The sequence below is a fragment of the Infirmifilum tikiterense genome, assembly GCF_054696565.1.
In genome coordinates, this window is record NZ_CP182482.1 from 556,770 (window position 1) to 582,967 (window position 26,198).

The 26,198-nt window shown below is 57.5% G+C and carries 28 protein-coding genes, 3 tRNA genes and 2 rRNA genes; 20 read left to right on the top strand and 13 right to left on the bottom strand.

Annotated elements, in window-relative coordinates:
• Positions 1 to 1,117: 1,117 nt before the first annotated feature.
• Positions 1,118 to 1,270, bottom strand: coding sequence for a hypothetical protein (locus tag ACNO7C_RS03085; protein WP_460025521.1), 153 nt, complete (start codon positions 1,268 to 1,270; stop codon positions 1,118 to 1,120).
• 355 nt (positions 1,271 to 1,625) lie between these two features.
• Between ACNO7C_RS03085 and ACNO7C_RS03090 the strand changes: the two genes are divergently transcribed.
• The 4 genes from ACNO7C_RS03090 to ACNO7C_RS03105 all read left to right on the top strand — a co-directional run bounded on the left by ACNO7C_RS03090 (position 1,626) and on the right by ACNO7C_RS03105 (position 4,250).
• Positions 1,626 to 1,940 (top strand): DUF424 domain-containing protein, encoded by a 315-nt coding sequence (locus ACNO7C_RS03090; protein WP_460025522.1) that lies wholly within the window; start codon positions 1,626 to 1,628, stop codon positions 1,938 to 1,940.
• A 263-nt stretch (positions 1,941 to 2,203) separates the two neighbouring features.
• On the top strand, positions 2,204 to 3,307 hold the full coding sequence (locus ACNO7C_RS03095; protein ID WP_460025523.1) for an NMD3-related protein: 1,104 nt from the start codon (positions 2,204 to 2,206) through the stop codon (positions 3,305 to 3,307).
• A gap of 210 nt (positions 3,308 to 3,517) precedes the next feature.
• Positions 3,518 to 3,886 (top strand): 30S ribosomal protein S6e, encoded by a 369-nt coding sequence (locus ACNO7C_RS03100; RefSeq protein ID WP_460025524.1) that lies wholly within the window; start codon positions 3,518 to 3,520, stop codon positions 3,884 to 3,886.
• Positions 3,887 to 3,920: 34 nt separating this feature from the next.
• Complete coding sequence (locus tag ACNO7C_RS03105; RefSeq protein WP_460025525.1) at positions 3,921 to 4,250, top strand: translation initiation factor aIF-1A; 330 nt, start codon at positions 3,921 to 3,923, stop codon at positions 4,248 to 4,250.
• On the opposite strand, the gene ACNO7C_RS03110 is transcribed toward ACNO7C_RS03105, so the two are convergent.
• Positions 4,242 to 4,571, bottom strand: coding sequence for a thioredoxin family protein (locus ACNO7C_RS03110; protein ID WP_460025526.1), 330 nt, complete (start codon positions 4,569 to 4,571; stop codon positions 4,242 to 4,244). The genes ACNO7C_RS03105 and ACNO7C_RS03110 overlap by 9 nt on opposite strands.
• A 49-nt stretch (positions 4,572 to 4,620) precedes the next feature.
• Here ACNO7C_RS03110 and fen point away from each other — a divergent pair, with 49 nt between their 5' ends.
• The 3 genes from fen (at position 4,621) to ACNO7C_RS03125 (ending at position 8,415) form a co-directional block, all read left to right on the top strand.
• On the top strand, positions 4,621 to 5,643 hold the full coding sequence (fen, locus tag ACNO7C_RS03115; RefSeq protein ID WP_460025527.1) for a flap endonuclease-1: 1,023 nt from the start codon (positions 4,621 to 4,623) through the stop codon (positions 5,641 to 5,643).
• A 230-nt stretch (positions 5,644 to 5,873) separates the two neighbouring features.
• A complete protein-coding gene (locus ACNO7C_RS03120; protein WP_460025528.1) occupies positions 5,874 to 7,466 on the top strand; it encodes an ATP-dependent DNA ligase in 1,593 nt (530 codons plus the stop codon).
• Positions 7,459 to 8,415 carry an MBL fold metallo-hydrolase gene (locus ACNO7C_RS03125; RefSeq protein ID WP_460025529.1) on the top strand — a complete coding sequence of 319 codons (957 nt, stop codon included), beginning with the start codon at positions 7,459 to 7,461 and terminating at the stop codon, positions 8,413 to 8,415. Before ACNO7C_RS03120 ends, ACNO7C_RS03125 begins: the two co-directional genes overlap by 8 nt.
• A 97-nt stretch (positions 8,416 to 8,512) precedes the next feature.
• On the opposite strand, the gene ACNO7C_RS03130 is transcribed toward ACNO7C_RS03125, so the two are convergent.
• From ACNO7C_RS03130 to ACNO7C_RS03140, 3 genes are all read right to left on the bottom strand, one after another.
• Positions 8,513 to 9,022 (bottom strand): CDP-2,3-bis-(O-geranylgeranyl)-sn-glycerol synthase, encoded by a 510-nt coding sequence (locus ACNO7C_RS03130; RefSeq protein ID WP_460025530.1) that lies wholly within the window; start codon positions 9,020 to 9,022, stop codon positions 8,513 to 8,515.
• A gap of 31 nt (positions 9,023 to 9,053) precedes the next feature.
• Positions 9,054 to 9,308 (bottom strand): glutathione S-transferase N-terminal domain-containing protein, encoded by a 255-nt coding sequence (locus ACNO7C_RS03135; RefSeq protein WP_460025892.1) that lies wholly within the window; start codon positions 9,306 to 9,308, stop codon positions 9,054 to 9,056.
• A gap of 128 nt (positions 9,309 to 9,436) precedes the next feature.
• Positions 9,437 to 9,536 (bottom strand) — tRNA-Ala (locus tag ACNO7C_RS03140).
• Positions 9,537 to 9,784: 248 nt separating this feature from the next.
• Here ACNO7C_RS03140 and rpl18a point away from each other — a divergent pair.
• The 4 genes from rpl18a to argF all read left to right on the top strand — a co-directional run bounded on the left by rpl18a (position 9,785) and on the right by argF (position 12,678).
• The gene (gene rpl18a / locus ACNO7C_RS03145; protein WP_318536248.1) at positions 9,785 to 10,090 is read left to right on the top strand and encodes a 50S ribosomal protein L18Ae; all 306 of its coding nucleotides are present in this window, start codon (positions 9,785 to 9,787) and stop codon (positions 10,088 to 10,090) included.
• Between the two features lie 311 nt (positions 10,091 to 10,401).
• Positions 10,402 to 10,797, top strand: a complete 396-nt coding sequence (gene pfdA, locus ACNO7C_RS03150) for a prefoldin subunit alpha (protein WP_460025531.1) — start codon at positions 10,402 to 10,404, stop codon at positions 10,795 to 10,797.
• Between the two features lie 6 nt (positions 10,798 to 10,803).
• A complete protein-coding gene (ftsY, locus tag ACNO7C_RS03155; RefSeq protein WP_460025532.1) occupies positions 10,804 to 11,709 on the top strand; it encodes a signal recognition particle-docking protein FtsY in 906 nt (301 codons plus the stop codon).
• Positions 11,710 to 11,739: 30 nt separating this feature from the next.
• Positions 11,740 to 12,678 carry an ornithine carbamoyltransferase gene (argF, locus tag ACNO7C_RS03160; RefSeq protein WP_460025533.1) on the top strand — a complete coding sequence of 313 codons (939 nt, stop codon included), beginning with the start codon at positions 11,740 to 11,742 and terminating at the stop codon, positions 12,676 to 12,678.
• Here the strand turns inward: argF and ACNO7C_RS03165 are convergent.
• Positions 12,665 to 13,270 (bottom strand): hypothetical protein, encoded by a 606-nt coding sequence (locus tag ACNO7C_RS03165; protein ID WP_460025534.1) that lies wholly within the window; start codon positions 13,268 to 13,270, stop codon positions 12,665 to 12,667. The genes argF and ACNO7C_RS03165 overlap by 14 nt on opposite strands.
• Before the next feature lie 12 nt (positions 13,271 to 13,282).
• On the opposite strand from ACNO7C_RS03165, the gene ACNO7C_RS03170 reads away from it, so the two are divergent.
• Positions 13,283 to 13,663 (top strand): hypothetical protein, encoded by a 381-nt coding sequence (locus ACNO7C_RS03170; protein ID WP_460025535.1) that lies wholly within the window; start codon positions 13,283 to 13,285, stop codon positions 13,661 to 13,663.
• 52 nt (positions 13,664 to 13,715) lie between these two features.
• On the opposite strand, the gene ACNO7C_RS03175 is transcribed toward ACNO7C_RS03170, so the two are convergent.
• The 3 genes from ACNO7C_RS03175 to ACNO7C_RS03185 are packed head-to-tail and all read right to left on the bottom strand — an operon-like array spanning position 13,716 to position 15,820.
• A complete protein-coding gene (locus ACNO7C_RS03175) occupies positions 13,716 to 15,032 on the bottom strand; it encodes a UbiD family decarboxylase (protein ID WP_460025536.1) in 1,317 nt (438 codons plus the stop codon).
• The gene (locus ACNO7C_RS03180) at positions 15,032 to 15,505 is read right to left on the bottom strand and encodes a transcription elongation factor Spt5 (RefSeq protein ID WP_318536241.1); all 474 of its coding nucleotides are present in this window, start codon (positions 15,503 to 15,505) and stop codon (positions 15,032 to 15,034) included. Before ACNO7C_RS03180 ends, ACNO7C_RS03175 begins: the two co-directional genes overlap by 1 nt.
• A gap of 9 nt (positions 15,506 to 15,514) precedes the next feature.
• Entirely contained in the window at positions 15,515 to 15,820 is a 306-nt protein-coding gene (locus ACNO7C_RS03185) for a SecE/sec61-gamma family protein translocase subunit (RefSeq protein WP_460025537.1), read from the bottom strand.
• A 376-nt stretch (positions 15,821 to 16,196) separates the two neighbouring features.
• Here ACNO7C_RS03185 and ACNO7C_RS03190 point away from each other — a divergent pair, with 376 nt between their 5' ends.
• Complete coding sequence (locus ACNO7C_RS03190) at positions 16,197 to 16,322, top strand: hypothetical protein (protein WP_460025538.1); 126 nt, start codon at positions 16,197 to 16,199, stop codon at positions 16,320 to 16,322.
• A 232-nt stretch (positions 16,323 to 16,554) separates the two neighbouring features.
• Here the strand turns inward: ACNO7C_RS03190 and ACNO7C_RS03195 are convergent, their stop codons facing one another.
• Positions 16,555 to 16,890, bottom strand: a complete 336-nt coding sequence (locus ACNO7C_RS03195; RefSeq protein ID WP_460025539.1) for a hypothetical protein — start codon at positions 16,888 to 16,890, stop codon at positions 16,555 to 16,557.
• Positions 16,891 to 17,551: 661 nt separating this feature from the next.
• Between ACNO7C_RS03195 and ACNO7C_RS03200 the strand changes: the two genes are divergently transcribed.
• The 4 genes from ACNO7C_RS03200 (at position 17,552) to ACNO7C_RS03215 (ending at position 23,516) form a co-directional block, all read left to right on the top strand.
• A 16S ribosomal RNA gene (locus ACNO7C_RS03200) occupies positions 17,552 to 19,052 on the top strand.
• A 152-nt stretch (positions 19,053 to 19,204) separates the two neighbouring features.
• Positions 19,205 to 22,294: ribosomal RNA gene (locus ACNO7C_RS03205) — 23S ribosomal RNA — on the top strand.
• Together the 16S and 23S rRNA genes form the textbook arrangement of a ribosomal RNA operon.
• Before the next feature lie 169 nt (positions 22,295 to 22,463).
• Complete coding sequence (locus ACNO7C_RS03210) at positions 22,464 to 23,369, top strand: CBS domain-containing protein (RefSeq protein ID WP_460025540.1); 906 nt, start codon at positions 22,464 to 22,466, stop codon at positions 23,367 to 23,369.
• Positions 23,370 to 23,411: 42 nt separating this feature from the next.
• Positions 23,412 to 23,516, top strand: a tRNA-Met gene (locus ACNO7C_RS03215).
• Between the two features lie 447 nt (positions 23,517 to 23,963).
• Here ACNO7C_RS03215 and ACNO7C_RS03220 read toward each other — a convergent pair.
• Positions 23,964 to 24,037 (bottom strand) — tRNA-Gly (locus ACNO7C_RS03220).
• Positions 24,038 to 24,199: 162 nt separating this feature from the next.
• Between ACNO7C_RS03220 and ACNO7C_RS03225 the strand changes: the two genes are divergently transcribed.
• The 3 genes from ACNO7C_RS03225 (at position 24,200) to ACNO7C_RS03235 (ending at position 25,340) form a co-directional block, all read left to right on the top strand.
• A complete protein-coding gene (locus ACNO7C_RS03225) occupies positions 24,200 to 24,529 on the top strand; it encodes a hypothetical protein (RefSeq protein WP_460025541.1) in 330 nt (109 codons plus the stop codon).
• A gap of 272 nt (positions 24,530 to 24,801) precedes the next feature.
• On the top strand, positions 24,802 to 24,951 hold the full coding sequence (locus tag ACNO7C_RS03230; protein WP_460025542.1) for a hypothetical protein: 150 nt from the start codon (positions 24,802 to 24,804) through the stop codon (positions 24,949 to 24,951).
• 107 nt (positions 24,952 to 25,058) lie between these two features.
• Entirely contained in the window at positions 25,059 to 25,340 is a 282-nt protein-coding gene (locus ACNO7C_RS03235) for a hypothetical protein (protein WP_460025543.1), read from the top strand.
• A 28-nt stretch (positions 25,341 to 25,368) separates the two neighbouring features.
• On the opposite strand, the gene ACNO7C_RS03240 is transcribed toward ACNO7C_RS03235, so the two are convergent.
• Together ACNO7C_RS03240 and ACNO7C_RS03245 are read right to left on the bottom strand one after the other, a co-directional pair.
• The gene (locus tag ACNO7C_RS03240; protein WP_460025544.1) at positions 25,369 to 25,707 is read right to left on the bottom strand and encodes a hypothetical protein; all 339 of its coding nucleotides are present in this window, start codon (positions 25,705 to 25,707) and stop codon (positions 25,369 to 25,371) included.
• Between the two features lie 37 nt (positions 25,708 to 25,744).
• Entirely contained in the window at positions 25,745 to 26,182 is a 438-nt protein-coding gene (locus ACNO7C_RS03245) for a hypothetical protein (protein WP_460025545.1), read from the bottom strand.
• Positions 26,183 to 26,198: the final 16 nt, after the last annotated feature.

Here is a 26,198-nt window from a genome sequence, read left to right on the forward strand (position 1 = left end):
CCCATCCGCCCCCACCCCCGGAGGAGCAGGGTGCGGGGGAGGAGCAGCACAGCCAACCCCGCCGTTGCTTGAGCGCAGCGCGGAGAGCGCCGAGCAGGCCTATGGGCCACGCCACGTATCACGCGCAAGCCGTAGCACAGAGCCTGTGACCGGCCCAACCCCTCCCCGGACACCCCCGAGGCGCCAGGGGGCCAGCAGCGGGCCAGCGGTGGGGGGCTCGGCGCTGAGAGCGGCCCCCGCGCCACACCCCACAGCCCCGCGCACCCCCAACGCGAGGCCAGGGGAGGGCGCCGCCAACGCCTCGCTTGCGGCCCGTCCACCCCCAGGGGGCAGGGGGCCGGCTGCCAGGGGGCGGCGGGGTAGGGCAGCCCGAGAGCCAAGCCCCTTGCCCTAGCCCGCGCCCAGGCCCCTGCGAGCGGAGCGGGGCGCAGGCCTCGGGCAGCCGGCTTGCGGGCGGGCACTACCGGCCCAGAGCCGGGCCCCTACGAGCGGAGCGCGGCCCCGCGTGCCGGCACTTTCACGCCTCAGCGGCCGCGCTGGGAGCCCGCGTGGGGATCCCTGGGGGCGCGGCGCCTCACCGGCGTAGCCCGCCACCCCCCTCACGGGGGGCCCGGCCCCCCACCCAGCCCAGTCCCACCACGTCCCAGAGGAGCGTGGAATGGTGGGCTGGGCGGGTAAAAAAGGGTGTTTTAAAGGGGCTTGCTCTCGGGCTCCCAGGCCCCGGCCGCCACTCCCCCCTAAACACTAGTACATAGGGGGTCGGCGTAGCCTAGGTGCCCGGGGCCCGCTGGCCTGCCTTACGCTACCCCCTCCCGCTCACTATCTTTTCCCCGAGAGTGCAGGCGCCCCCTCTTCCCCCGCTACGGGCGCCAGTTTTCTCGGGGAAGCACCCTGGCCCGCGCCTCCCTGGCCGGGTCACAGCTCACCGGCCAATGCCTGCGGCAGCGGGCCTCCATACCCTCCTTGGACAAGGGGGGTAATATTTGTTCCGATGATTACCCTGAAAGTATAACATCGTTACACTAATTATTGCTACTTCAGGGTTTTTCAGCAGGCAGCCGTTGCTTCTCCCGAGCATACTGCGACGTAAGGAAGGCCAGGATCTGCAACCACATCGCTACAGTGATGCTCCGCAGGAGGTAGCTCCGGTTGCGCGCCGAATGAGCCTCAAGGCCGACTCGCCGCACCCCACCTCCTCGATGCTGTAGCCGAGCAGTAAGAGGAGGCCGCAGGCACGCTCCGTCAGGTAGACGTAGCGCGTGTTGCCCACTACTGCCTCCCCTGACGAAGCCCGCTGATCGGAGCCTCTCCAGTGCCGAGGCGATGTACCTCGAGTTTCTCGTGGCAAAAGGCCTTGCTGAGCGGCTTCAGCTCCCTAGGCGCCACAGCGTCCTTGCAAGGCCGGTCACCTCAAGCCACCCCGCGGCGTTCTCCCACACCTCGGCGCCAACCTCGACTATCACAGCTAAGTATAAAAATGAAAATGATGATTGTAAGCTTACACACACGCTGTGGCTGATAAGAACCGAGGGGGCGTATAGGTGTTGCTCGAACACCCACCAGCAACCCCCTCTCCAAGCTCACGGGGGCAGGGGAATCAATGGGTCGAACACGGGGGGAAACCAGTGAAGCGGATATCGGTCAAGGTTCACAGTAGCGGTGGCTACACCGTCGTAGCGATGTGCGACGAGGATCTGCTGGGTAGCGAGGTTAACCACGGTAGAGTGAAGATCAGGTTTACGGAGGAGTTCTTCGGGGGGATTCTAGTCGACTCGAACTCTCCTGAGCTTGAAAGTTTGCTTGCGCGTGCGGACAGCATCACGGCCTTCGGTAAGACCTGCATCGAGTACCTTGCCAAGATTTTTCCAACAGTGCCCGAAGCCGTGCTCGAGGTGGGCGGCATCCCTTACATACAGATTTTCAGAATGCCGTTCGAATAGTCCGGCGAAGACCGGCGAGCTAGAGCCGCTCTCCTGCGACGCTCTCTCATGCTCACTTAGACCATCTCTACACTGCCAGGGGCGGATGTAGATATTCACATAAGTTGTGACTGATAAGCGCTGAAGCTGGGTAGGCATTCACCTGAAAATATCTGCTTCACATCTTCGATCTACGGGAAATAGAGCAAGGCTTGGTTGAATGCATGGAGGAGGTGAGGGCAAAGCTAAAAAGCACTAACCCGGAAAGTATCACTGCTACAATCATGCAAAGAATGCTGATTTGCCCTGTCTGCGGCAGGCGTGTCGACAAGCTGGTAGAAGGTGTTTGCGAAGAGTGCTACCGTAGAGAGCACCCGCTCGCCGAGCCTAAAGTAAAGCGCTTGGAGGTGGAGGTCTGCAGGAGCTGTGGGGCGCTGAGATTCAGGAAAGGTAAGTGGCACTCCAACGTCGGGGATCTGGAGGCCGAAATAGCTCGGGAGGCTTCGAGGCTTCTGAGGTTTAGAGGCTATGTCAGCGGGGTCGAGGCCGAGCTGTCTAAAGACCTCTCGCTACTGACGCTCAAGGTTAGGGGTAAAGCTCTTCCGGAGCTCGCCGGCGAGTACGTAGAGGAGTACGTAGTCGGCGTCTCGGTTGTGAGAACGATCTGCGAGGCTTGTCTAGGTCAGGTCTCCAAGAAGAAGGCCGCTCTTGTTCAGGTGAGGGCTAAGGGCAGGAAATTTTCCCAGTCAGAGCTCTGGGAGCTGGCTAAGCAGGTTGAAGAGGGAATCTCGGAGCTCGCCTTAAGGGACTCTAGCGTTATTCCAGTGGAGGTTGAAGAGAAGCCGGAGGGGCTTGACATCTACTTCTCAAGTTACAGTGCAGCCAGGCGGGTTGCTGAACTGCTGTCGCGCAAGATGTACGTCGAGGTCCTAGAGACAGCTAAGCTCATAGGTATCGATGATAGCGGGCGAGAGAAGTACAAGAGAACAATAAGGCTCCTGCTCCCGAGCTTCAAGGCAGGTGATGTGGTGAGGTTCAACGGTGGCGTCTTCTACGTGCTTGGTGTGACTGCTAGGCACGTAGAGTTGCTGAACCTTGATAGCTACGCGGTCACGCGCCTCTACCTGAGTCACGAGTTCACCTCAAGAGTGGAGGTTCTAGCGCACGTTGACGAGCTACCGGAAGCTATCGCCGTATCTACCCACGGCGACTTCATTCAGATTATGGAGCTGGAGTCCTACAGAACATTGGAAGTGCGCTTAATCTCGCCAGACGCCGCCGAGCTATTGACCAGCCAAGAAAGGCTAAAGATATACTGGGAGGGAGAGAAGGCTTACATTATACCGATCCAAGGTACTCATCGAGAAGCAGCTCGATCGCGTGCCTAACAAGCTCAGAGATCGAGGAGTACAGTCCTTGTTCAACAAGCCGCCGCATCTCTTTGTACTCCTTCTCAGTGATCCGGAAGTTTACCTTTACTAGATCTCTCGAGTGAGGTGATCTGCTCACGAGATAGCCTGCACAACCGTAGTAATAAAGCCTTCACACTCTGCAAAAAACTTTTTAAGTTCACCTCAACGCGATAACGAGGTTTAGGTATGCCTGAGTTCAAGCTGGTAATCTCTGACCCTGCAAGCGGTAAGGCTGAGCAAGTGGAAGTGAAAGGGGACCAGGCCGCCAGACTCATAGGGCTTAAAATCGGAGATATAATAGATGGAGCTCTCATCGGCAGGCCGGGCGTTAAGTTGCAGATAAGGGGTGGCTCTGGAAGGGCGGGCGAGCCCATGAGGCCGGATATCCCGGGAGCGAGGAAGGGATACTTTCTTCTCTCAGGGCCTCCGGGCTACCGGCCGAGGGAGAAGGGTGAGCGCAGGCGCAAATACGTTAGGGGTAATACCATAACAGACGACATAGTTCAGATAAACCTCGTTGTCTTGCAAGGTGAAGAGGCCACTCAAAAGAACTAAATATTTATAAGCTTGGGAAACGTCAGCACCTTATATGAGTAAAGAAAAAGACGCCGATGCCCGCGGCGAAGAAGAAGCAGAAATCCCGCTACCCGACGGGCAGACAACGCTTTTATGTGTTATCCAGCAGCTGCTAGGCTTCGACAGGGCTAGGGTCTTCTGCAGCGACGGCAAGGTTAGGCTCTGCAGAATTCCCGGTAAGTTTAAAAAGAGGATGTGGATGAGGGTTGGGGATGTTGTTCTCGTGGCGCCGTGGGATTTTCAGCCTGATAGAGGAGACATACTCTACCGATACACATCCACGGAGCTTCAAAGGCTTGAGAGAAGGGGCCTGCTCAAAGAACTCCACGAACTGCTAGGATAAGCTTTTGATGAGCCTGGCTAACTCGATGGCAAAGTTCCTAGGTACGCCTGTGAACCGCCTCACCTCTAACCCTTTTTGGAAAACTATCACCGTTGGTAGACCGTAGACCTCAAACCTCTCCACCGCCCTCTTATCCCTGTCGACATCTATCCTCAGGAACGCGACATCTGTACTTGACCGGAACGCTTTAGAGACCTGGTCGAGCACCTCCTCGACGGCTTTGCAGGGGATACACCACTCCGCATAGAAGTCTAAAACCACCACCCTCATGCTTCTGAGGTAATTCTCGGCCTGCTCCACGCTCACATCCAGCAGCCCCACCTCCAAGCACCAGAATATATAACGATGAGCCGCCTTGAAAAGAATAACTGTGGGTACGCACCTTACACCCATAATCCCCCGCCTGAGAATAGGCCTAAGCGGGATTAGGGGTAAGACTCTGGTCGTGGACGCTCTAAACGCTATTTACCAGTTTCTCGCGTTGATCCGCCGACCCGACGGCGAGCCTCTCGAGAACAAGGAAAGAAAGGTCACTTCGCACCTTGTAGGCCTCGCCTCCCGTTTCTCAAAGCTCGCTGTCGATTACCACTGTGACTTCATCTTCGTCTTTGACGGTCCACCGCTACCTCTAAAGCAGCGTGAGCTTGCAAAGAGAAGACTCCTCCGGGAAAAAGCCGAGAAGGAGATGCGGGAATTGCTGGCCAGAGGCGAGTACGAGAAAGCGTTCTCGAAGGCCGTCGTCGCCGTGAAGGTTGATGAGTGGGTGATAGAGAGCTCTAAGAAACTCGTCAAGCTTATGGGGTGGCCTGTAGTGGACGCTCCGGCCGACGCAGAGGCTCAGGCCGCTTACATGGTATCTAAGGGCGACGCGTGGGCTGTAGCCACTCTCGACTGGGACGCTCTGCTTTACGGCTCCCCACGCCTACTCCGCTACCTAACCCTTACGGGTACAGAGTGGTTGCCGAGCAAGGGGGTGGCGAGGAGGCTCGAACCCGAGCTCGTGGAGCTTGAGGGCGTGCTCCAGAGGTTAGGTATATCAAGGCGCCAGCTCGTCGAAATAGCGATCCTGGTGGGCACTGACTACAACGAAGGGGTGAAGGGGGTTGGCCCTAAAAAGGCCCTCCAATTGATAAAGAGGTACGGGAGCATTGACCAGCTACCTAGAAGCATCAGGGAGAAGCTAGCGGGCTACGAGGAGGTTCTCGAGATATTCCTCAACCCGCCCGTCAAGGAGAGCTACAGTCTAGAGTTTCAGGAGCCGGCTTACGACGAACTTGAGCGTTTCCTAGTGGACGAGAACTCGTTCTCCGAGAGTAGAGTGAGAACCTTAATCGAGCGGCTTAGGATGGTTTGGGGTAGGAGGAGCCAGCTGACGCTCGACGGTTTCGCGTAGAACGCGAAAAGATAAGCTTGCCCGCTGCTCCTGTAAAATGGAGGAAGCAGGGTTTTAGTGACCCCCCTACGTGTGTAGCTCCCACTTTACTTTCGAGAAGCAGCTTCTGACCCCCAACGTGGCGGATCATTGGAATTAGCTTGGAAAAGCCCTAGGATGACAAAAAGAGCTATGAGAGCGGCGTTGAGAAAATATAGTGGAGCAGGTTTAGAAAAGCGGGTTAGTGCGCAGTGGCTTTGACGTTCAGCGACCTCGTGAAGGTGGCTAAGCAGGTCGAGGATAAGAGAAGCAGGCTTGAGAAGGTTAGGGTGCTGGCCAGCTTCTTTCAAGGGCTGACCCCGGAAGAGGCCGCTCTCGCAGCGAGGTTTCTTACGGGGTTTGTTTTCCCCGAAGGGGATGAGCGTGAGTTAGGTGTGGGTTATGCTACCGTAATCAATGCTATTCGGCAATTGAGGAACAGCAGGATCGCGCCGCTCATGGGAGAGCCTCCGACCCTTCAGGAAGTGTACTCTACCTTGGACAGGATCTCAAAGGCGAGCGGCGAGGGGGCCAGAGAGAGGAAGCTTATGCTTCTCCGCGGCCTCTTCTCGAGGATGAGTGAGGAGGAGGTGGAATACCTCCTAAGGATGCTCTTTGGCGAGGTTAGAATAGGCGCTAACGTCGGGGTTATTCTGGAGTCTTTGGCCAAGATGGGAGGCTACACAGGGGAGGAGATCAGAAGAGGGTACATGTTACTAGGGGATTTGGGTGAGCTAGCTAGGAGGGTCGTCGCCCGTGAAGACATCAGGAGTGTGAGTTTAGAGATTTTCAGGCCCGTTAAGCCCATGCTCGCGGATATGGCGTACAGTCCGCTAGAGGTTTTACGAGAGCACTCGGGCTACACTTCAGCAGAGTTCAAGTACGATGGTGTTCGGGTGCAGGTGCACGTCAAGAACGGTAGGGTTGAGATCTTCTCGAGGCGAATGCACAGGATAACGGAGTTTCTTCCAGACGTTGTTGACAAGGTGCGTGAGCACGTGAAAGCGGAGTCGGCGGTGGTGGACGGCGAAGCCGTGGGGGTGGTTGCGGGCAGGCCTGTAGCCTTCCAGGAGCTGGCCCGCAGGTTTCGAAGGAAAAACGAGCTGAGAAGCTTCCTCAGGAGCGTCCCGTTTCAGGTCTACTTCTTTGACATACTTTACCTGAACGGCAGAATGCTGATCGACGAGCCTTATGCTACTCGTAGAAAACTTCTGGAGGACGCGCTGGGACGAGAGCTTCTCGCAAGGCAGAGGTTCGTCTCGAGTGTGGAGGAGCTGGAAACCTTCTACGAGGAGGCGCTTAGAGAGGGCCACGAGGGCGTTGTGTGCAAGCAGCCGGGGTCGAACTACGAGCCGGGCGTGCGTGGAAAGAAGTGGTTGAAGCTGAAAAAAGCCGACACGGTTGACTGCGTGATAGTTGCCGCTGAGTGGGGGCACGGGAGGCGTGCCGGGTGGCTCAGCGACTACTACTTGGCAGTTAGAGATGAGAACGCAGGAGGCTTCGTCGTCGTCGGGAAGACCTTCAAAGGATTAACTGACGCTGAGTTTGAGGAAATAACTAGGAAGCTGTTGGAGCTGAAGACGCGTGAAGAGGGGTGGGTTGTCCACGTGAAGCCGCAGATCGTGGTCGAAGTGGACTATTCGGAGATACAGAGAAGTCCGAGGTATAGCTCGGGGCTTGCCTTGAGGTTCGCGAGGATCAGGAGAATAAGGCCGGACAAGAGCCCCGAAGAGGTCACGACACTGCAGGAGCTCTGGCGCAGGTACCACGAGCAGAGGAGAGCGAGGGTTATCGGCGATGCTTAAAGTGGGTAGAGTGACTATAACTCCGATCGCGGACGAAAGCCTAGGAGTGCGCTCGATGAGTCTATACGTTGAAACTCCAGACGCGAGGATTCTCTTCGACGCTGGGATAAGCCTCGGACCGCTTCGTTACGGTCTGCCGCCGCACCCAGAGGAGTTCAGGTCTCTGAGAAGGCTCAGAGAGAAGATCGTGGAGTACGCGGGTAAGGCTGATGTTGTTACGGTGTCGCACTACCACCGGGACCACTACACACCACCCTATAAGTCGCTTTACGAGTGCACCGATGAGGAGACATTCCTAGAGGTCTACTCCGGTAAAACGCTGCTTGCGAAGTCGCCAACCTCTAGCATAAACTTCAACCAGAAGCGTCGAGCCCAGCAGTTTTTCAAAGCGCTCGAAGAATCGAAGAGCGGTGCTAGGGTGATCTTCGCGGACACGGGGAGACTGCAGGTAGGCGACACGCTTCTCGAAAGCTTTCTCGCAGTTCACGGGGATGAGAAACTGGGTTGGGTTGCCTGCTTCAAGTTGTACGTCGGGGGTGAGGCGATACTGGCTTACATGCCTGACGTCCAAGGACCCGTCTCCGATGCAGCGCTGATGGTTTTGCTAAATGAGGGCTTCAAAGTGGCCGTAATCGGTGGTCCCCCAACCTACCTAGGAGACAGGGGCAAGGACAAGTTAAGCAAGGGGTTAGAGAACCTAGCAAAGGCTTTAAGGGTGAAGAGAATCAACATCGTGTCGCATCACATACTTCGCGACCCGAACTGGCGAACTGTTATTGACGAGATCTCACCGGCAGTGGATATCCATCTCTACAGTGAGATAGCCGGGCTGAGCTTCACGCCTCTCGAGGCCTACAGAAAGCTACTCTACGAGACGGATCCACCCCCGCAGTCGTACCTAGAGGCATTAAGGAAAAAGCGGATCCGTTGCGAAGACGTTGGCGTTTGAGGGGCCGGAACGGGAGCCTGTAACTTCTTCAGCAATGCCGCGCTGATCTACCCCCGCGGATTCGATGCTTACGATGTGCCTCCCACGCGCTTTTAGGCTACCATGGCCTGTCTTTTATCCCCAGAACGTACGCCACTGCATTGGTGACTAGATGAATAAGAGGCGTTAGAACAACAACCACCACAACGTATTCCAGCGGTGGTGGCTTGTAAAGCCAGTAGGCGAGCACCGATCCCGCCACAAAGTCCAGTTGGTCTAAAAGTGGAGCGGGATCTCCGGGTCTTAGACCCAGCCTCCTTTTGATGAACGCGCCTACCAGGTCGCCTGTTAGTGCCCCGATGGACATCACGAAGGCGGACAAGAGGTCATGCAGCCCGAAAAGCTGCAACAGGGCTCCACCGGCAGTCCCCGCGGCAACCCCGCCTAGGAAACCCTCAATAGATTTGTTGTCTCCTAAAACCCTCCTTCCGTCTGTGAATGTGGCCCCAAAGTCAAGGGGGTGCGGACGGTAACCAGCCCGCCGGATAACATGAACGGTTAGAACTGGGGCCCCGTTGGCAAAGTAGGCTGGGAGAATCCACACGATAGCATCCACTATTACGTGCACGACACAAAAATTACGAGATGATTAAAAAATTTCAGCTTTTAAGGAGCTTATTGATATACTCCTCGATGCTCTTCGAACCCGAGAGCACCCCTTTTTCCGTGACTAATAGTGGAACCTCTGAGGTCCCGTACTCAAGAAGTAACCAACCCCTAAGGCTGTTTTTCGAAACGTCAACCACCTCGATCAAGCCGGAAAGACCGTTTTCAGCCAGCTTTGCTAGCAGGCGCTTCGACTCTTCACTCCCATCAACGAAGAGAACACCTATGTTACCATTCTCCCTAACCATCACCACCTCACACCCCGCAGTCGAGTCTTTACGTTAACCATTCGAAATCCGCACACTACAGTTGAAATATAACCGTAGAGCAACAAAAACCCTTGCCGAATAAGCTGAAAGTGAAAACCTCCGAAAAGTGGACCGGCCGGGATTCGAACCCGGGACCACCGCCGCTCCCGGAGCCCCTCGAATCCGCGCCCTTGCGAAGGCGGCATCCTCCCACTAGACGACCGGCCCCCAACGGGAGCTTGCAATGCTATCTTAAAAAGTTTGCCACAAAACACCCGAGCTGTCCAGTTACTCCTGCTGCTCCTCGCTCCTCTTTCCCCGCTCTCACCTGCCCCTTAAACTGGTTGTTACACTTCTCAAGCCAAGTCGTGCTCGAATGCACCCTCCATGGCCTCAATAAACCCTTGTTGAATGGGAGAAAGTGGTGTTGAACACGAAAGAAGTATACTATAACGTGTTCCTCCTACAGCGCCGTTGTGGACAAAAAGTTTTTGAGGAAGTTGGAGGTGAAGAACGAGAGACCTATGATTGCTAGGACATTCGAAATCCGTGGCGAGATGAAACTCCGGCTCGGAGCGCGGCAGGGTTTCAGAATCTACGTCCGTGCAGTTAAGGAGAGTGAGGCCATGGAAAAGGTTTACAGTGTTTTAGGCAGCAGGCACAAGGTTACACGAAACCACATTAAAATACACAGCGTGAAGGAGGTTAGTGTAGACGAGATCGAGGACAACTACATTAAGAGCTTGGCTTCCTCAGACAAAGTCGTGGTTTACACGCGCTAGGCTTTTTGGCAGCGATCGCGTTTCTGGGCGCTTTGCCACGTTTCTGCCTCGGCTTCTCGTAGGGTTTGCTTGAGTTGACAGGCCCCGCGTGGGCGCTATGAGCCTTGGTAATCACCTGAGAGCGCTAGCACGTAGAGCGGAGAAGCGGGGATTTTTGCCCAGTTCCTCCCACGCTCACTAAGCTACTTGCTGGGCGCCACAGAAAGTCTCGATGGGGTCTGGAACACGTGAAGGGGGTTTCCACGCATGGGCTATATTAACGAAAAGCCTTATTAGTGCTCTGCCGTCACAAGCGACGAGAGGGTTCATATATGAGCTCTAAGCAGGAAAGAGCAAGTCTAGCTGAGGAGTATGGTTTGCTTACTCAGCTAGCGGAGGAGCTTCAAAAGGAGATATCGCTTGCCCAGAATCTTCTCGTGGAGGTTGACGCAACAGTTGCGACTCTGAAGAACATAAGCTCGCTTGGCGACTCGCGTGAGATCCTCATACCTATATCGACGGGCGTCTATGCCAGGGCTATTATAAACAGGCAGGACAAGTTCCTCGTATCCATCGGGTCCAACATCCTCGTTGAGAAAGACCTTAACGACACGCTGGAGTTTCTGAAGCAAAGAAGGGATGAGCTGCAGCAGCTCATCGAGAGAAGAGTTGATGAGCTCAACAAGATTCTCCAGAGACTGCAACAGTTGCAGGCCGCGTTAAGGTAGCCCGCAATGCAGCAAGGGCTTTCACGGGTTTTCAGGGAGTTTGTCAGATCCTTGGCGTACAAGGAAATAACTCCTGAAAGCTTCGACGAGGCTTCATCTAAGCTTCTGCTAGAGCTCGTGGAGAACAACGTAGCCCTTGAGGTCGCGGAGGGCCTTATTGCTCAGCTTCGGGAAAGGGTGGTGGGGCGAAGTGTTAAACGTGGGAGTAGCGTTGCGGAGTTCATCCGGGAAGAGCTTAAAGCCGTTTTGCTGGATGTTTTTGAAAGAGCTGGGGTTTTCAACCTCGAGCGTGAGGTTTCGGTCAGGAAAGGCGGAGCTGAGCCGTACAAGGTTGTTTTCCTGGGACCGAACGGCCACGGAAAAACCACCACAATCGGAAAACTTGCTTACCGTCTGAGGTTAAGGGGTTACAGGGTAGTGATCGCAGCCGCCGATACATTCAGAGCTGGGGCTATTGAGCAGGTGTCCCAGATCGCGAGTATGTCCGGGGCGTTCCTTGTAAGCCTAGGTTACGGCGCCGATCCGGCTGCGGTTGCCTATGAGGCTGTCGAGAGGGCCAGGAAGCAAGGGTTCGACGTTGTGCTCGTGGACACAGCTGGGCGGATGCACACCAGGAGAAATCTGATGGATGAGATGAGGAAGATAATCAGGGTGGTTGAGCCGGACTTTAGGGTTTTCGTTGGAGACGCGCTCACCGGGAACGATGCGGTGGAGATGGCTAGGACGTTTTTTGAAGAAGTGGGTTTTGATGGCAGTATAGTTACAAAGTTCGATGCTGACACCAAGGGGGGAGTGGTGTTATCAATCGTGTATACTACGGGTAGGCCTATCCTGTACGTCGGGGCCGGTCAGAAGCTCGAAGACCTGCATCCATTTGACTTCAGGAACTTCGTTGACTCCCTGCTCGACTAGGTTTTTATACTCCTGCCGAGGAGAGAGTTTGTGTCTAAAAGAGACTTTCTGACCCTAAAGGATTACACTGCCGAAGAAATTAGGCTCCTGATCGATGACGCCATCCTGTTAAAGAGGCTGAGGCAGAAAGGTAGGGCGGTGCTTCCGTTTCTCTCAGGGTTCAACGTCGCTCTGATATTTGAGAAGCCCTCAACGAGAACAAGGGCCTCCTTCTCGGTAGCTGTGTATGAGCTTGGGGGGCTACCTATAACCTACTCTGCACAGGAGCTTCAGCTTTCTCGCGGGGAGCCTGTAAGGGATGTTGCGAGGGTTTTATCGAGGTATCACCACGCCATTGCCGCTAGGGTTTTCAGGCACTCCGACCTCGAAGAGCTGGCCAGGTTCTCTCGTGTTCCTGTGATAAATATGCTCAGCGACCTCTACCACCCCTTGCAAGCCCTGGCTGACTACATGACTATTAAGGAAAAGAAAGGGCGAGTAGACGGGGTAAAGGTAGCTTTCATCGGTGATGGAAGGGATAACGTCTTCAACTCGCTTGCAATAGCGGGGGTGAAGCTCGGCGCGAGGATCCGAGTCGCCTCACCGAAGGCCTACGAGCCAGATCCCGAGATACTCGGGGACGACGTTTACTCAAAGATAGAGATCTACGAGGATCCCGCTGAGGCTGTGAGGGACGCGGACGTCGTTTACACAGACGTCTTCGTGAGCATGGGTCAGGAGAAGGAGCGAGAGGAGAGGCTCAAGGCCTTCTTGCAACGGTATCAGGTGAACTCAGACCTTTTGAAAAAAGTGGGCAGGGATGATTACATCGTGATGCACTGCCTGCCTGCGCACCGCGGTGAAGAAATAACCGACGATGTCATCGAGGGCGGCAACAGCGTGGTTTTTGACCAGGCAGAGAACAGGCTGCATACCTCGAAGGCCGTGCTCTTGCACCTGCTCAACCCGCACTGGTCTAGAAGCCTCTAGCCTTAACGAAAGTGTCCACGTAGAATCTTCCGAAAGCGTGAGCGGATACTCTGCCTTGAAGCTCCCTCAGGAGTTTGCACTCAGTCATGAGAGTTGCCTTTAAATGGCTACTGCTGTAGACCTCCTCTATTTCCTGAAGCGACGTAGAGTAGAGGGGGTAGGCAACGCGGGCTGACGCCTCGAGGGTGAGTCCAGCTAGGTTGCCTCTGAGTACTTCCCTGAGAAAATAGCAAGCGAGGTCGTCAGCGGTGAATGGTAGCAGGAAAAGGGCTTGAGGGTAATCCTCACTAAGAGAAGCCACGGTGAGCTTCACATCCGTGTATGTGGTGAAGCCCCCATTGATGCTTCTGCTAGAAGCTACCTGATTTGAGCGGAGCGCCAACTCACGGAATGCGCCCGGGCTTCCACCTAGGTGGAGGTGATGCATCACAACGCTGTACTCTTGCTCCACGCTTATGGCTAACTCCAAAAGGAGAAGCGACTGGAGGTTCTCGAGCGTCACGAGAACCAGGGTATCATCTGGCCTGGGGTTGAAAGCCCGGAGGGATCGCGTAAACCTTTTCTTCAGGGTGGTGTAAGAGCCCACGATCATAGGGCGAGCTCGTTGGTTAAAAAAGCAGTCTTCAGCGTCACAGGGTGCACTAAGGCAGAGCTGGAAGCCGCGCTAAAGCGAGCATTAGGCTTTAGCAACGTAGTGCCCATAGAGACTGTGAACGGTGTAGTAAGCGTGCAACTTAAGGTAAGAAGCGTCGTGAAGAGCTCGAACTGCTGGGAACTTAAGCTATCTCTCACCCACCAGGGCGGTTGGCTGTGGGGGGAGACGTTCGAGGTTTGTGCCGAAGAAGACGGCTCCGCACTTCAAGTCGCGTTTTCCAGGAAGAAAGGCGTTGGGCGGATAAGCGCGGACGTCTTTGGGTTCTGGATACTGGAGATCATTAAAAGTGAAAATCCTAACGTCGAGGCAAGCATCACTCACAGGTTCTGAAGTTGCCTTCGACTGAGCATCTCTTTCGAGCTCTCACAGGGTTCCGAACGGCTCAGGGTATTCTTGCTTTTTCAAACATCCAACCCGGCTTGCTTAGCGGCCTTGTGGCGTCTATGCCGAGCTTAGAGGTTATGAGGGATTTTTGGTCAGCCGACGGGTCGAGGCTGCTGCCCCGGGCCCCTCTAATGACTACTAAATCCTCGTCTGGCTGCATCCTGGTCGCAATAGCCCACTCGACGTCTTCCGGGTTGTCTGGATCGACGTCGCCATCAACGACGATGGCTATCTTTAGGGAGGGGTGCGCCGCAAATGCGGCCAGTATAGCGTTTTTTGCGTCACCTTCGGTGCTCTTGTCTATGCTGACTACAGCGTAGAGCCATCCGCCGCCGGAAGGAGGTAGCCTAACTTTGTGAACCTTGGGGACAACCTTGCTCACGCTGTCCCATATCGCGACTTCCCTCGGGAAACCCATGAGGAGGGTGTGCTCGTAACCCGAGGAGAGTATGGAGTAAAAGTATGGAGTTTGCCTCGTGAGAATCTCGTGAACCAGGAAAACAGGCTCCTCGCGCACCTCATCGTAGGTGCCGAGAATGTCCACGAAAGGACCCTCCTTCGAGCGCTTACCGGGCAAGAACTCGCCGAGTATAACTACTTCAGACGGGACCGGCAGCACTACACCCTCGAGGAGGTCTAAGGTGCCAGCTAGACCTCCACCGGCTAAGGTGTTGGCGACCTCTACCTCGTAAATTCCGTAGGGTGGACTGCACGCAGCAGCCACGTAAACTGCAGGTGGTGCTCCAACCAGGATCGCTGCAGGAAGCGCGATGCCCCTCTTCTCGGCCTGGGTGAACATGTAATAGAGGTGGCGTGGAACGAGCCTTACCGCTAGGTGGTTCTCGTCTAGGATCATAGCCCTGTGTATGCTCGCGTTGACGGCCCTGCCGCCAACCTCCTTGGCGATGAATACCCCTGCCGTTATGTAGTAACCCCCATCTTTCTCGAAGAACTTGGGTACCGGTAGCCTGAGGAGGTCGTCGCCGAGCGACACTAACGAGGGGGTCGTTAGGTTGCTTATCTGAAGCGGGGAGGACATGGCTCTGGCCATCTTCGAGTAAGCCTCGGCGTCATCGCGGACTCCGAGGACCTCGAACAAGGCTTTACGGCCGGCGAAGAGGTTAGACACAACAGGTCCACGCTCGGTGTCGGCCACTATCGGGGTTGGCTGGCTGTCTCTTATGAATCTAGCAACCTCGAACTCTAGCTTGAGCTTACGCTGAGACTCTATTATCTCGCTCTGAGAGCGGTAGAACTGTAACAAGGCGCGCAGGTCTAGCGCGGCGTTCTGTGCAGGAGGCGATGCTTCCCGCATTATCCTTCCGCTCGCTTCACCACCTTAATGTCATCCGCGCTGATCGTTACGGGTAACACGTACACGGCCTCTGCGAGCTCCACTTTAACTTCGTTTCTTGCCGGGTCCACGCTGATGATTTTTCCCCTCATTCCGGCGAAGGGGCCTCTAATTATCTCGACAAGGTCACCCACTCTGACGGCCTCGACCACGGGTTTGGGCTTTATGAACGACTCCATTTCGCTGAAGCTAATGGCTCCCCTTACAGCCCCCCTTACGTGCTTCATCCCGGCCACGAGCCGCTGGGCCTCGTAGAGGGCTCTGCACTCTATGAAGAGAAGCCCCTTCACGCCCGGCACAACAACTATGGAGTCTACGTTGTATTGTCCCTTGCTAGCTCTGTTGTACAGGAGGTGCGCAACGTTGTACTCCTGCCCTGCCGTGACGCGGAACGCGTAGAAGCGCGTCGCTTTCGTGGCGGAAGCTTGCTCCACGTAGCTCACCTATAGCTCGCTTCGAGATCTCAGGTAGAGCGCGATGAAGAAGATAACAGCTCCGACGACTAGACCCCCCAAAAGCGCGTACTCGCGCGGTATAGCCTGTATACTGGCGAACTCGAGCATGGATCCTGCCAGCTGGAAGAAGAAGCCCATCGTGCCCAGTATCCCGAGACCGAGGAGGACTACTCTTAAGGTCAGCTTGTACTCCTCTCTCGATGGCTTAGTGGCGAGCTTTAGGACCCTCACCCAGTCGCCTAAAACGTCGAGCACTTTCACGTAGAGCCACCCTCTCCTCCCATACGCGCGCATGCCATAAAAACCTTTTTGGCCGCGCCTGGCCTCATCTGCCCCCTTCACTGCTCCGAGGGCCCCCTAGCGGGGCCATGGGTCGCCCCTTTTCGCGGCGGGCCGCGTCCTAGCGGCCTTCAGCCCGCGTCGCCGCGGGCACATACCCTCCTCGCGCCGCGCGCGGCACCCGCCAGACGGCTATTCGCCGGGGCGGGAACTGGACTTGCCACTACTACACCTGGTTTTGGTCTTATCTCTTTTTCGCTGTGAAAGGTGAAAGTGAAAACGAAGCTGGGGGAGCTAACTGAGGCTGATCGACCACGGCTACCTGAGGAGGGCCCGCACCTCGCCGGAGTAACCGTTTCCGTTACAGAGAAGGCTCCGTGAGTGCTCTCGCTTGAGGGCTAGGAGCAGTGAGAGCAAAGTGGCCTGGGCGCTAGTGATGTGCGCCGTATTCGGCTACTGCCGCGATAAGATAGTCGAGGAGCGCGGGGACCTGCTCGACGCCTTAGGTGAGCCGTAATCGTCTTTTCCCGATAAGCCCGCGGAGTGGTTCTACCGTGCTGTGTACAGGCTTCTAGCGGGCAAAGTGTAGAGGGTTGGCGGGGAGAACAGGCTCGTCAGGGGGCTACCCGAGTTGGGCGACACGTACCCCTGGTGCAATGTCCGGGTGAGCGAGGGGGGTACAGGTGCGGCTGCCTCTCCGGCATGCGGCTACGTGCGCAAGGCCAGGATATGCTCGCACATCGCCACCGTCATGCTCCACAGGAGGCAGCTGAGGCTCTGCGCCGAATAAACCTCAAGGTAGCCTTGCCGCACATTAGCTCCTCGCTACTGTAGCCGAGCAGCACAAGCAGTCCGCAGGCCCCTCGGTGAGGTAGACGTAGCGGGCGTTTGCCAACGACGGCTTCTTTTATGAGGCCGGCTGAGCGGAGCCTCTCCAGCGCAACGGCGATGTACCTCGAGTTCCTTGTGCTGAACGAGTTGCTGAGAGGCCTGGGCTGCCTCAGGCGCCACAGCGTTCTTGTGAGACCCGTCAGCTCGAGCCACCTCGCAACGCAGTTCCAGACCTCCCTGTCTACCTCGACCATCAAGGCTAAATGCAAGAGGAGAGTTATAAGCGCTCACGCAAGTTGTGCTCGTCGGAGCCACGGACTACCACGCCGCGCCGGCTGAGAAAGAGAGGCTGAGGAGGGAGGCAGGGGAGAGGGGCTGGGCCTCTCGGAGTACCTGCGCTCAGGCTCCTAGGCTGAAAGCAACAAAGCCTTTTTCTCTCCCCCTCTTTCTTTTTTGGCTTCTACTCTATGAGTGCCCCCGCTCCGCGGTAAGGCCACTGGAGTTCTTCACAGCCACCGTGGCTGCAAGCCCGAGCCCGCGCTCGAACACCAACCAGCAACCCCTCACCATACCCTCGGGAGGCGGGGGAAGCGCGGGTCGAACACGGGAAGAATCCAGGGAAGAGCTAAAAATACCATTGTTTCGGATGATGGGATGCAGAGGAAGCTTCCCGCGAGTAATGTTTAAATAGACCCCCATTAACCACTAAAACTGCGGCCGTGGACACCGGCGGCTCGCCTGGATTAGCGGGAGAGGATCCCTCTCCCAATGAAAAGGCGGCCTCCGTCCACGGCTACACAGTGCTTCCCCGAGAAAACTGGCGCCGGCCGCTGAGGGGGCGCCTGCACTCTCGGGGAAAAGAAAGTGAGGCGCGGTGCGCAGGCTAATCTAGGTGCTCCACCCGCCCGCGGCCAGACTCCGGTTGATCCTGCCGGACCCGACTGCTATCGGGGTGGGGCTAACCCATGGAAGTCTAGGAGCCGGGGCTACGGCCGGCTCCGGCGGACGGCTCAGTAGCACGTGGCTAACCTACCCTCGGGAGGGGGATAACCCCGGGAAACTGGGGATAATCCCCCATAGGTGCAGACTCCTGGAATGGGTCTGCGCCGAAAGGGCTGCAGCGCCATGCCCGCTGCAGCCGCCCGAGGATGGGGCTGCGGCCCATCAGGTAGTTGGCGGGGTAACGGCCCGCCAAGCCGATAACGGGTGGGGGCCGTGAGAGCGGGAGCCCCGAGATGGGCACTGAGACAAGGGCCCAGGCCCTACGGGGCGCACCAGGGGCGAAACTTCCGCAATGCGGGAAACCGTGACGGAGTCACCCCGAGTGCCACCCGATGAGGGTGGCTTTTGCCCGGTCTAAAAAGCCGGGCGAATAAGCGGGGGGCAAGCCTGGTGTCAGCCGCCGCGGTAATACCAGCCCCGCGAGTGGTCGGGACGATTATTGGGCCTAAAGCGTCCGTAGCCGGCCCGGTAAGTCCCCCTTTAAAGCCCACGGCTCAACCGTGGGAGCGGGGGGATACTGCCGGGCTAGGGGGCGGGAGAGGCCGGGGGTACTCCTGGGGTAGGGGCGAAATCCTATAATCCCAGGAGGACCACCAGTGGCGAAGGCGCCCGGCTGGAACGCGCCCGACGGTGAGGGACGAAAGCTGGGGGAGCAAAGGGGATTAGATACCCCCGTAGTCCCAGCTGTAAACGATGCGGGCTAGGTGTTGGGCGGGCCTCGAGCTCGCCCAGTGTCGTAGGGAAGCCGTTAAGCCCGCCGCCTGGGGAGTACGGCCGCAAGGCTGAAACTTAAAGGAATTGGCGGGGGAGCACCACAAGGGGTGAAGCTTGCGGTTTAATTGGAGTCAACGCCGGAAACCTTACCGGGGGCGACAGCAGGATGAAGGCCAGGCTGACGACCTTGCCAGACGAGCTGAGAGGAGGTGCATGGCCGTCGCCGGCTCGTGCCGTGAGGTGTCCTGTTAAGTCAGGGAACGAGCGAGACCCCCACCCCTAGTTGCTACCCGGCCTTTCGGGGCCGGGGCACTCTAGGGGGACTGCCGGCGATAAGCCGGAGGAAGGTGGGGGCTACGGCAGGTCAGTATGCCCCGAAACCCCCGGGCTACACGCGAGCTGCAATGGCGGGGACAGCGGGTTCCGACCCCGAAAGGGGGAGGTAATCCCGTAAACCCCGCCTCAGTAGGAATCGAGGGCTGCAACTCGCCCTCGTGAACGTGGAATCCCTAGTAACCGCGTGTCACCAACGCGCGGTGAATACGTCCCTGCTCCTTGCACACACCGCCCGTCGCTCCACCCGAGGGAGGCCCAGGTGAGGCCTCTCGCCGAAGAGGTGGGAGGTCGAACCTGGGCCTCCCAAGGGGGGAGAAGTCGTAACAAGGTGGCCGTAGGGGAACCTGCGGCCGGATCACCTCCTTATTGATCCGGTCGAAAAGCCTGCGCACCGCGCCTCACGCTAATCTGGGATGCAACCCAGGAGGCTCAGCCTCCTGGGTGAAGGGCGTGAGCCCCATGCGAGCGCATGGGGATAATGAGCGCCGCGTAGGAGTGTGCAGATCAGGCTCACACCAGTAGACGGCTCGAAGCCGCTCGGTGGATGGCTCGGCTCGGGCGCCGAGGAAGGCCGTGGCAAGCGGCGATACGCCCCGGGTAGCCGCAGGCAGGCTTTGATCCGGGGATCGCCGAATGGGACCTCCTGCTACGGGCGAAGAGCCCGTAGCGCTCGGGAAACCCTCTTGGGGAGTACCGAGCGGGAACCCCCCCAACGGAAACATCTTAGTAGGGGGAGGAGAAGAAACCAACTGGGATCCCCTGAGTAGGGGCGACCGAAAGGGGGAGAGCCCAAACCGAACTCCCAGGCGAGGAGCCTGGGCGGATGTGGTGTTGCAGGGCCCCGCGCCCTCCCGACCTCGGGTAGCCGAAGTGGGCTGGAAAGCCCCGCCGCAGAGGGTGACAGCCCCGTAGGCGAAACCCGAGGGGGAGATGGCGGGTGTCCCTGAGTACCACGGCTTGGTTTTGCCGTGGGAAGCTGGGGGGCACCGACCTCCAAGGCTAAATACGTCCCGAGACCGATAGCGAACTAAGTACCGTGAGGGAAAGCTGAAAAGTACCCCGGAAGGGGGGTGAAAAGAGCCTGAAACCGAGCGGCTACAGGTGGCGTGGCCCGAAAGGGTCGATCCTCCCCGAAGGAAACCCGGGCGACCGGGGAGTACGAGGGGAGGGGACCGGGGTCACGCCTTACGTCTAGAAACACGGGCCGGGGAGTTCACGGCTGTGGCGAGCCTAAGGGGCTCTAACCCCGAAGGCGTAGGGAAACCGACATGCCCGTAGCCGGTCGCAAGACCGGTGTGGGGCGGGGTCTGAAAGGGCCCGGAGTCACAGCCGTGAGACCAGAAACCGAGCGATCTAGGCCGGGGCAGGGTGAAGCCCGGCGAAAGCCGGGTGGAGGCCCGCAGGGGTTCTGACGTGCAATTCGTTCCTCTGACCTCGGCCTAGGGGCAAAAGACCAATCAAGCTCGGTGATAGCTGGTTCCCCCCAAAGCGGGTCCCAGCCCGGCCCGCCCGGAGGTGGCCGATCGGGTAGGGCACCGATTGGGGGTTTAGGGGCCGAAAGGCCCCGGCTCCCTTTCGAACCCCGAACCGGTCGGCACCGTAGAAGGGCGGAGACGGGTTCTGGCGGATAAGCCGCCAGGCCGAGAGGGGAACAACCCAGACCGGGGTTAAGGCCCCCAAGTGCCGGCTAAAGTGTCAAGCCAGAAGGGTGTCCCCCGCCTTAGACAGCGGGGCCGTAGGCTTAGAAGCAGCCATCGGCTAAGAAGTGCGTAACAGCTTACCCGCCGAGGCGGGGGGCCCCGAAGATTAGCGGGACTAAGCCGGCCGCCGAGACCCCGGGGCACCCCGCATTGCGGGGTGATCCGGTAGGGGGGCGTCCGGGTGGACTAGAAGCCGGGCCGTGAGGTCCGGTGGATCCGCTCGGAATGAAAATCCCGGCGGTAGTAAGAGCGCAAGAGGGGTGAGAATCCCCTCCGCCGAAAGGGCAAGGGTTCCTCAGCAACGGTCGTCGGCTGAGGGTTAGCCGGTCCTAAGGTGGCCCTTAACCTGGTGCCACCGAAAGGGAAAGGGGTTAATATTCCCCTGCCGTGGGGGTACGCTTCGCGGCAACGCAAGGCCCCGCTCCTGACGCCTCGGGATAGGGGGAGTAGGGCCGCCGCCCTATCCAAGCGCTGAAGCCCGCGGAGTGCCGTCATGGCGAGAAGCGGGTGAAGGCGCGATGGGCCTGCCGTTAGGCAGGTTCCCCCGACTCCTGGGGCCCGTGAAAAGGGAGCGGGGAAGGACCCCCCACGACCGTACCGAGAACCGACACAGGTGCCCCTGGGTGAGAAGCCCAAGGCGTGGCGGGGTAACCCGGGCTAGGGAACTCGGCAAATTGGCCCCGTAACTTCGGGAGAAGGGGTGCCTGCGGTCTTGGGGCACACCCCTGGGACCGCAGGTCGCAGTGACAAGGGGGACCCGACTGTTTAATAAAAACATAGGTCCCCGCGAGCCCGAAAGGGTGAGTACGGGGGCTGAATCCTGGCCACTGGCGGTACGTGAAACCCGGGTACAACCGGGCGAAGCGCCGCTGAAGGCCGGGAGTAACTCTGACTCTCTTAAGGTAGCCAAATGCCTTGCCGGGTAAGTTCCGGCGCGCATGAATGGATCAACGAGGTCCCCACTGTCCCAGCCCGGGACCCGCTGAACCCGCAACCAGGTGCAGAGTCCTGGGAGTCCCGGTGGGGCGAGAAGACCCCGTGGAGCTTCACAGCAGCCTGGCGTTGGGATACGGCTGCGGGTGCGTAGCGTAGGCGGGAGCGATGAAACCAGTCCTCCGGGGCTGGTGGATGCGACCATGAAACACCGCTCACCCGTGGCTGTATCCCTAACCCTGGGGCAATCCTGGGGGACAGCGCCAGGTGGGCTGTTCGGCTGGGGCGGCACACCCCTGAAAAGGTATCAGGGGTGCCCAAAGCTCGGCTCAGGCGGGTCAGAACTCCGCCGTAGAGGGCAAGGCCAAAAGCCGGGCTGACTGCGCCCTTAAACGCATGGGGCGCAGGCGGGAAACCGGGGCCTAGCGAACGCTCGTGCCCCCTTCGGTGGGGGCCGGGCATGACAGAAAAGTTACCCCGGGAATAACCGGCTCGTCGCGGGCGAGAGTTCACATCGACCCCGCGGTTTGGTACCCAGACGTCGTCTCTTCCTAGCTTGGCCCTGCAGCAGGGGCCAAGAGTGGGGCTGCTCGCCCATTAAAAGGGAACGTGAGATGGGTTTAGACCGTCGCGAGACAGGTCGGACTCTACCTGCCGGGACCGTTGGCCGCCTGAGGGGATGGTCCGCTCAGTACGAGAGGAACGGCGGGCCGCGGCCTCTAGTCTACCGGTTGTCCGGCAGGGCACTGCCGGGCAGCCACGCCGCAAGGGGTAACCGCTGAAGGCATCTAAGCGGGAAACCCACCCCGAGACGAGGCGGCCGCTCTCGGCCACATGGAGCCTCGGCGACGAGGCTCCTGGCCGAGACGAGGGCACCCGTAGAAGACGGGGTTGATGGGGTGGCGGTGTATGCACCGAGGGCTCTGCCCGAGGTGCGAGCCGGCCACTCCCAATAGCCCGAGGCTGTCTACTGGTGTGAGCCTGAGCATAAAACTCCTACGCGGCGCGATATTCTTCCGATATTTTTATTTTCATTTGTCTTCTTCGAGCTTGTCATCTCACTTGCATTGATGTCTTCGTTTATTGTTGAACATCTCTTATGCAGATAACAGATTTTAACCCCAGGGGTTAGGTAATGTTTGATGAAGCTGTTTGAAATCGGTGTGGGTCGCTACCCCCCCGCCCTTTTCCTGAAGCCTGATTCAAAGCTTCTCGAGGTACTTATTGGAATGGCATCGAAGCGTGTCAGGCACTGCCCGCTGGTGGACAATGATGGTAAGCTTGTTGGTATGGTATCTGTCCGCGATCTTGTGGACTTCTTGGGAGGTAGGAGGTTTAAAGACATTGTTGTCGGGACTTACAGCGGCGACATGTACAAAGCCTTAGAAGAGACTGATGCCTTATCGCTAAGCTACAAGCCTCCATTCGTCTACATGGACGCTGACCTCAAGGATATTGTTGAAACTATGCTTTACCGCGGCGTCGGCGCTTTGGCCGTGGTGAACAGGGACGGCGTGTTGGTGGGCATCATCTCGGAGCGGCACATAATTTCTCTTTTCGCCGACGTGGAGTCCCATGTTAAGGTGAAGGAGATAATGACTAAGCCTTTCGCCAGCCTTACGCCCAGCGATAACATCAGGACGGGTCTTCAGCTTATGAGCGAGAGGAGAGTCAGGCGCATACCGCTTATAGCCGGAAGCGAGCTACAGGGTATAGTCACGGTCAAAGATATTCTAGGCTTCCTCGCCTCGGATGATGTGCTAAAAGCCCTTCGGGCCGGTGATGCCCAGAGGGTCTATGAAACACCTTTAGCCTACATCGCCAGTAGGCTTGTGGTAACGGTGAGCCCTGAGGACGATGTGGGTGTGGCGGTGAAGAGGATGAAGGAGCGCGGGATCGGAGCGGTTGTTGTTGTCTCCGCTGAGAAGAAACCGGTTGGGATATTGACTGAGCGAGACATCATGACGCGATTACCGCAGGTGAAAGGTGTTGAAACGTTTGTCGATGAGCTACAGCAGAAGATCTACGCCTCCAGGGTAACCTTCTAGCGCAAGAATTATATTTTCCCCAGAGTTGTCTTGAAACACAGAGCCGGGGTCGCCTAGCCTGGTCTAGGGCGCCGGACTCATAATCCGGTACATACCCCTGCCTAGGGGTATGCGGGAGTTTCCCGGGTTCGAATCCCGGCCCCGGCACTATCTGTACTGTTTTTTCTTCAACAGCTTGGCATGCGAGAATGACATTAGCGTAAACTCCATGGTCCCCCGTTCTCCGCGAAACTACCTGGCGCGAGTCTTCGCGGTGCACATAAAAAGCATTCACCTTACTGCTCCTCCTTTTCTGCCCCCACTGGTCCCCTTAGGCTCTTCGTCATCCTTGCTCGGCTTCAGTGTTGCGTTGCCGACGACAGCCTCCTTCACGAAGCCCGCTGAGCGGAGCCTCTCCAGCTCAACGGTGATGTACCCCGGTTGCGGGTGCCGAAGGCTCTGGTGATGGGCCTGGGGTTGCCTCAGGTGCTAAAGCATCCCCCGTCAGCTCGGTTAGCTCGAGCAACCTGGCCACGATTTGTTGTGGACTACACGGAGGTGCTCATAGATCCGGTAGCTCAAGGGTCGGAAAACGAGGAGAAGATGGGAGCCAGGTGCGGCCGCCGGGATTTGAACCCGGGTTCTGCGGCTTGGGAGGCCGCCATCCTACCAGACTAGACTACGGCCGCTACCTCTCTCACTCCCTCTATATTTACGGAACCTCTATTTATTTTTGTTCTTTAGTTTCCTGTATTGAGGCAATCCGAGAGCCTCTCGTTGAGGGCTATCTTCCTTTTTTGAAGAGGAATAGATGCAAAAGTAAATATAGGAGGCTTCGGAAAAAACGTCGGGTGGGGGAGTTGAGTCTAACCGGCGTTGAAAGGTTCTTGCTAGCGTACATCTATTATGAGTACGGCGGCAAGATATATTATCAATCTGGGAGCAGCGCACCTGAGGAATACCTAGCTGAGTTCATTACGGAGGAGTTTTTGCCTAGGAAGAACCCGAACTTTGCGCGCGTTGTGGGGGGCTTCGCGGAAGCCATACGTGGTTTGAGGGATAAGGGCTACATCACGATGACCGGTTACGAGGTCAATTTAACTGAAGACGGTAAGAGGGAGGCGTCGAAGGTACCGCAGGAGGAGTACAAGGAGCTGAAGAAGCGCTTCACAAAAGTCTAGGGTTCGTGTGGGGATAGGCCTGAGTTGGCCGCGCCTGGCTCATCTGCCCCTTCACTGATCCGGGCTCCCTTTAAGGGTTTTCATGGGCTCCGCGCCTTCGGCCCGCCCCGCCAATCCGCTTGGGGCTGTGCGGCGGGGTCTCGCCTCGGCGCCTCTTCGCCTCATCGAGCCGCGCACGGCGCCCGGCAAGCGGCCCATTGCTGTGTCGCCGTGCCGGGAACTGGTGACTTTCCGCTACTTCAGATGGTTAAAGTGCTCATCTCCTTTTCGCTTTGAAGACTGAAAGTGAAAATGAAGCTGGAGAGCTAGCAGAGGCTGATCGAATAATGCTCCCTGAGGAGTGCTCCGCTCCGCACCCGGTAGGCTTCACCATCCCGCTCAAGGAGAAGGCTCTCTGGGTGCTGGGGCTTGGCGAGGGCTAGGAGGGGGAGAGCAGGCTAGCATGGGCTTTGGTAAGGCACGACCTCTACGGCTACTGTGACGGTAAGCTGACCGGGGAGCATGGGGTCTGCTCGACGCCTCGGGGGAGTTGCCCTCCTCATTCCCCGACAAGCCCGCTGAGTGGTTTTACAGGGTTGCGTACAGGCTCCTCGCCAGGAAAGTGGAGAGAGTTGGCGCAGAGCACTGGCTGGTGAAGGGGCTAGCGGAGCTCGGCGACACCTACCCCTGGTACAACGTCTGGATAAGCGGGGGAAAGTACCGCTGCGACTGCTTCTTCAGGGCTTACGGCTACGTGAGGAAGGCAAAAATATGCAGCCATATCGCCACGGTCATGCTGCACCGGAGGCAGCTCCGGCTACGCGTCGAATAAGCCTCAATCGGCTACCGGGATCATTTCATTAATGTACGGCTATAAACACGTATTCTTCACGGGTTGTGTCGAATTTGCGTTGAACTAGCCCCTTCTCTATTAGGGATGTTAACGCTCTGTAAAATGAGGCGGGGTTGACTCCCCTTTTCTTGCTCCACTCATAGAGCTGGCTTCTTGTCAGACCAGAGGGTTCTTGCTTAATGCGTTGAAGCAGGAGTTTTTCCACTTCTTCTGTAAGGAGAGCTTCTTCTCGAGATGCAGGGCGAGAACCCGCGGCAGCTTGGGGTTGTTCCTCCTGGCTCGAGAAAAACTTCATCAAATCGACTCCTTGAGGCTGTTTTTCCTCTTTTTTCCTCTTCTCCGGCATGGAGATACACCCTGAATCTCTTCACGAGAACTTGCTATTATTGTTTTTTGGCTATGTTCAGTAGGATTTTCCTGTCCGCGAGTAGCTTCCTCTTAAACTTCGAGATTTCCTCCTCTGTTACAGCTCTTAGCAGGACAGCCGAGATGTATATCTGCTCCCTGTACTCCCTGAGAACTCCGAAAACGAGAACCTTGGAGTCCTTCTTAAGGCCCTCGAGGAGGTCTCCCACCCCCTGAGTGTCCCAAACCCTTACGGTTACCTGGCCGCTCTCCAGTGCGAGGGTAATGTCCGTGTAGGTGCTACCACGCTGTATACTGGTCACAAAACCTATTGTGCAGAGCTTCCTCGTCTTAACCTCCACCTCTCCGAGAGACAGCTTTAAAAAAGCTACAGGACCTTCCCGAACGACGTTCTCAGGGCTAACTTCCTTAGGAAGCACCCTGACGTACCCGTTTAGCAACACATCGATATGCACTCTTTTCGGCTTTTAT

Excerpts from the sequence above, each read along its gene's own strand:
- ACNO7C_RS03165 (WP_460025534.1), bottom strand. The coding sequence starts at position 13,270 with ATGATCGTGGGCTCTTACACCACCCTGAAGAAAAGGTTTACGCGATCC.
- ACNO7C_RS03100 (WP_460025524.1), top strand. The coding sequence starts at position 3,518 with ATGCCTGAGTTCAAGCTGGTAATCTCTGACCCTGCAAGCGGTAAGGCT.
- ACNO7C_RS03095 (WP_460025523.1), top strand. The coding sequence starts at position 2,204 with ATGCAAAGAATGCTGATTTGCCCTGTCTGCGGCAGGCGTGTCGACAAG.
- ACNO7C_RS03135 (WP_460025892.1), bottom strand. The coding sequence starts at position 9,308 with ATGGTTAGGGAGAATGGTAACATAGGTGTTCTCTTCGTTGATGGGAGT.
- ftsY (WP_460025532.1), top strand. The coding sequence starts at position 10,804 with ATGCAGCAAGGGCTTTCACGGGTTTTCAGGGAGTTTGTCAGATCCTTG.
- ACNO7C_RS03125 (WP_460025529.1), top strand. The coding sequence starts at position 7,459 with ATGCTTAAAGTGGGTAGAGTGACTATAACTCCGATCGCGGACGAAAGC.
- pfdA (WP_460025531.1), top strand. The coding sequence starts at position 10,402 with ATGAGCTCTAAGCAGGAAAGAGCAAGTCTAGCTGAGGAGTATGGTTTG.
- ACNO7C_RS03175 (WP_460025536.1), bottom strand. The coding sequence starts at position 15,032 with ATGCGGGAAGCATCGCCTCCTGCACAGAACGCCGCGCTAGACCTGCGC.
- ACNO7C_RS03195 (WP_460025539.1), bottom strand. The coding sequence starts at position 16,890 with ATGGTCGAGGTAGACAGGGAGGTCTGGAACTGCGTTGCGAGGTGGCTC.
- ACNO7C_RS03210 (WP_460025540.1), top strand. The coding sequence starts at position 22,464 with ATGAAGCTGTTTGAAATCGGTGTGGGTCGCTACCCCCCCGCCCTTTTC.
- ACNO7C_RS03240 (WP_460025544.1), bottom strand. The coding sequence starts at position 25,707 with ATGCCGGAGAAGAGGAAAAAAGAGGAAAAACAGCCTCAAGGAGTCGAT.
- ACNO7C_RS03185 (WP_460025537.1), bottom strand. The coding sequence starts at position 15,820 with ATGCGCGCGTATGGGAGGAGAGGGTGGCTCTACGTGAAAGTGCTCGAC.
- ACNO7C_RS03105 (WP_460025525.1), top strand. The coding sequence starts at position 3,921 with ATGAGTAAAGAAAAAGACGCCGATGCCCGCGGCGAAGAAGAAGCAGAA.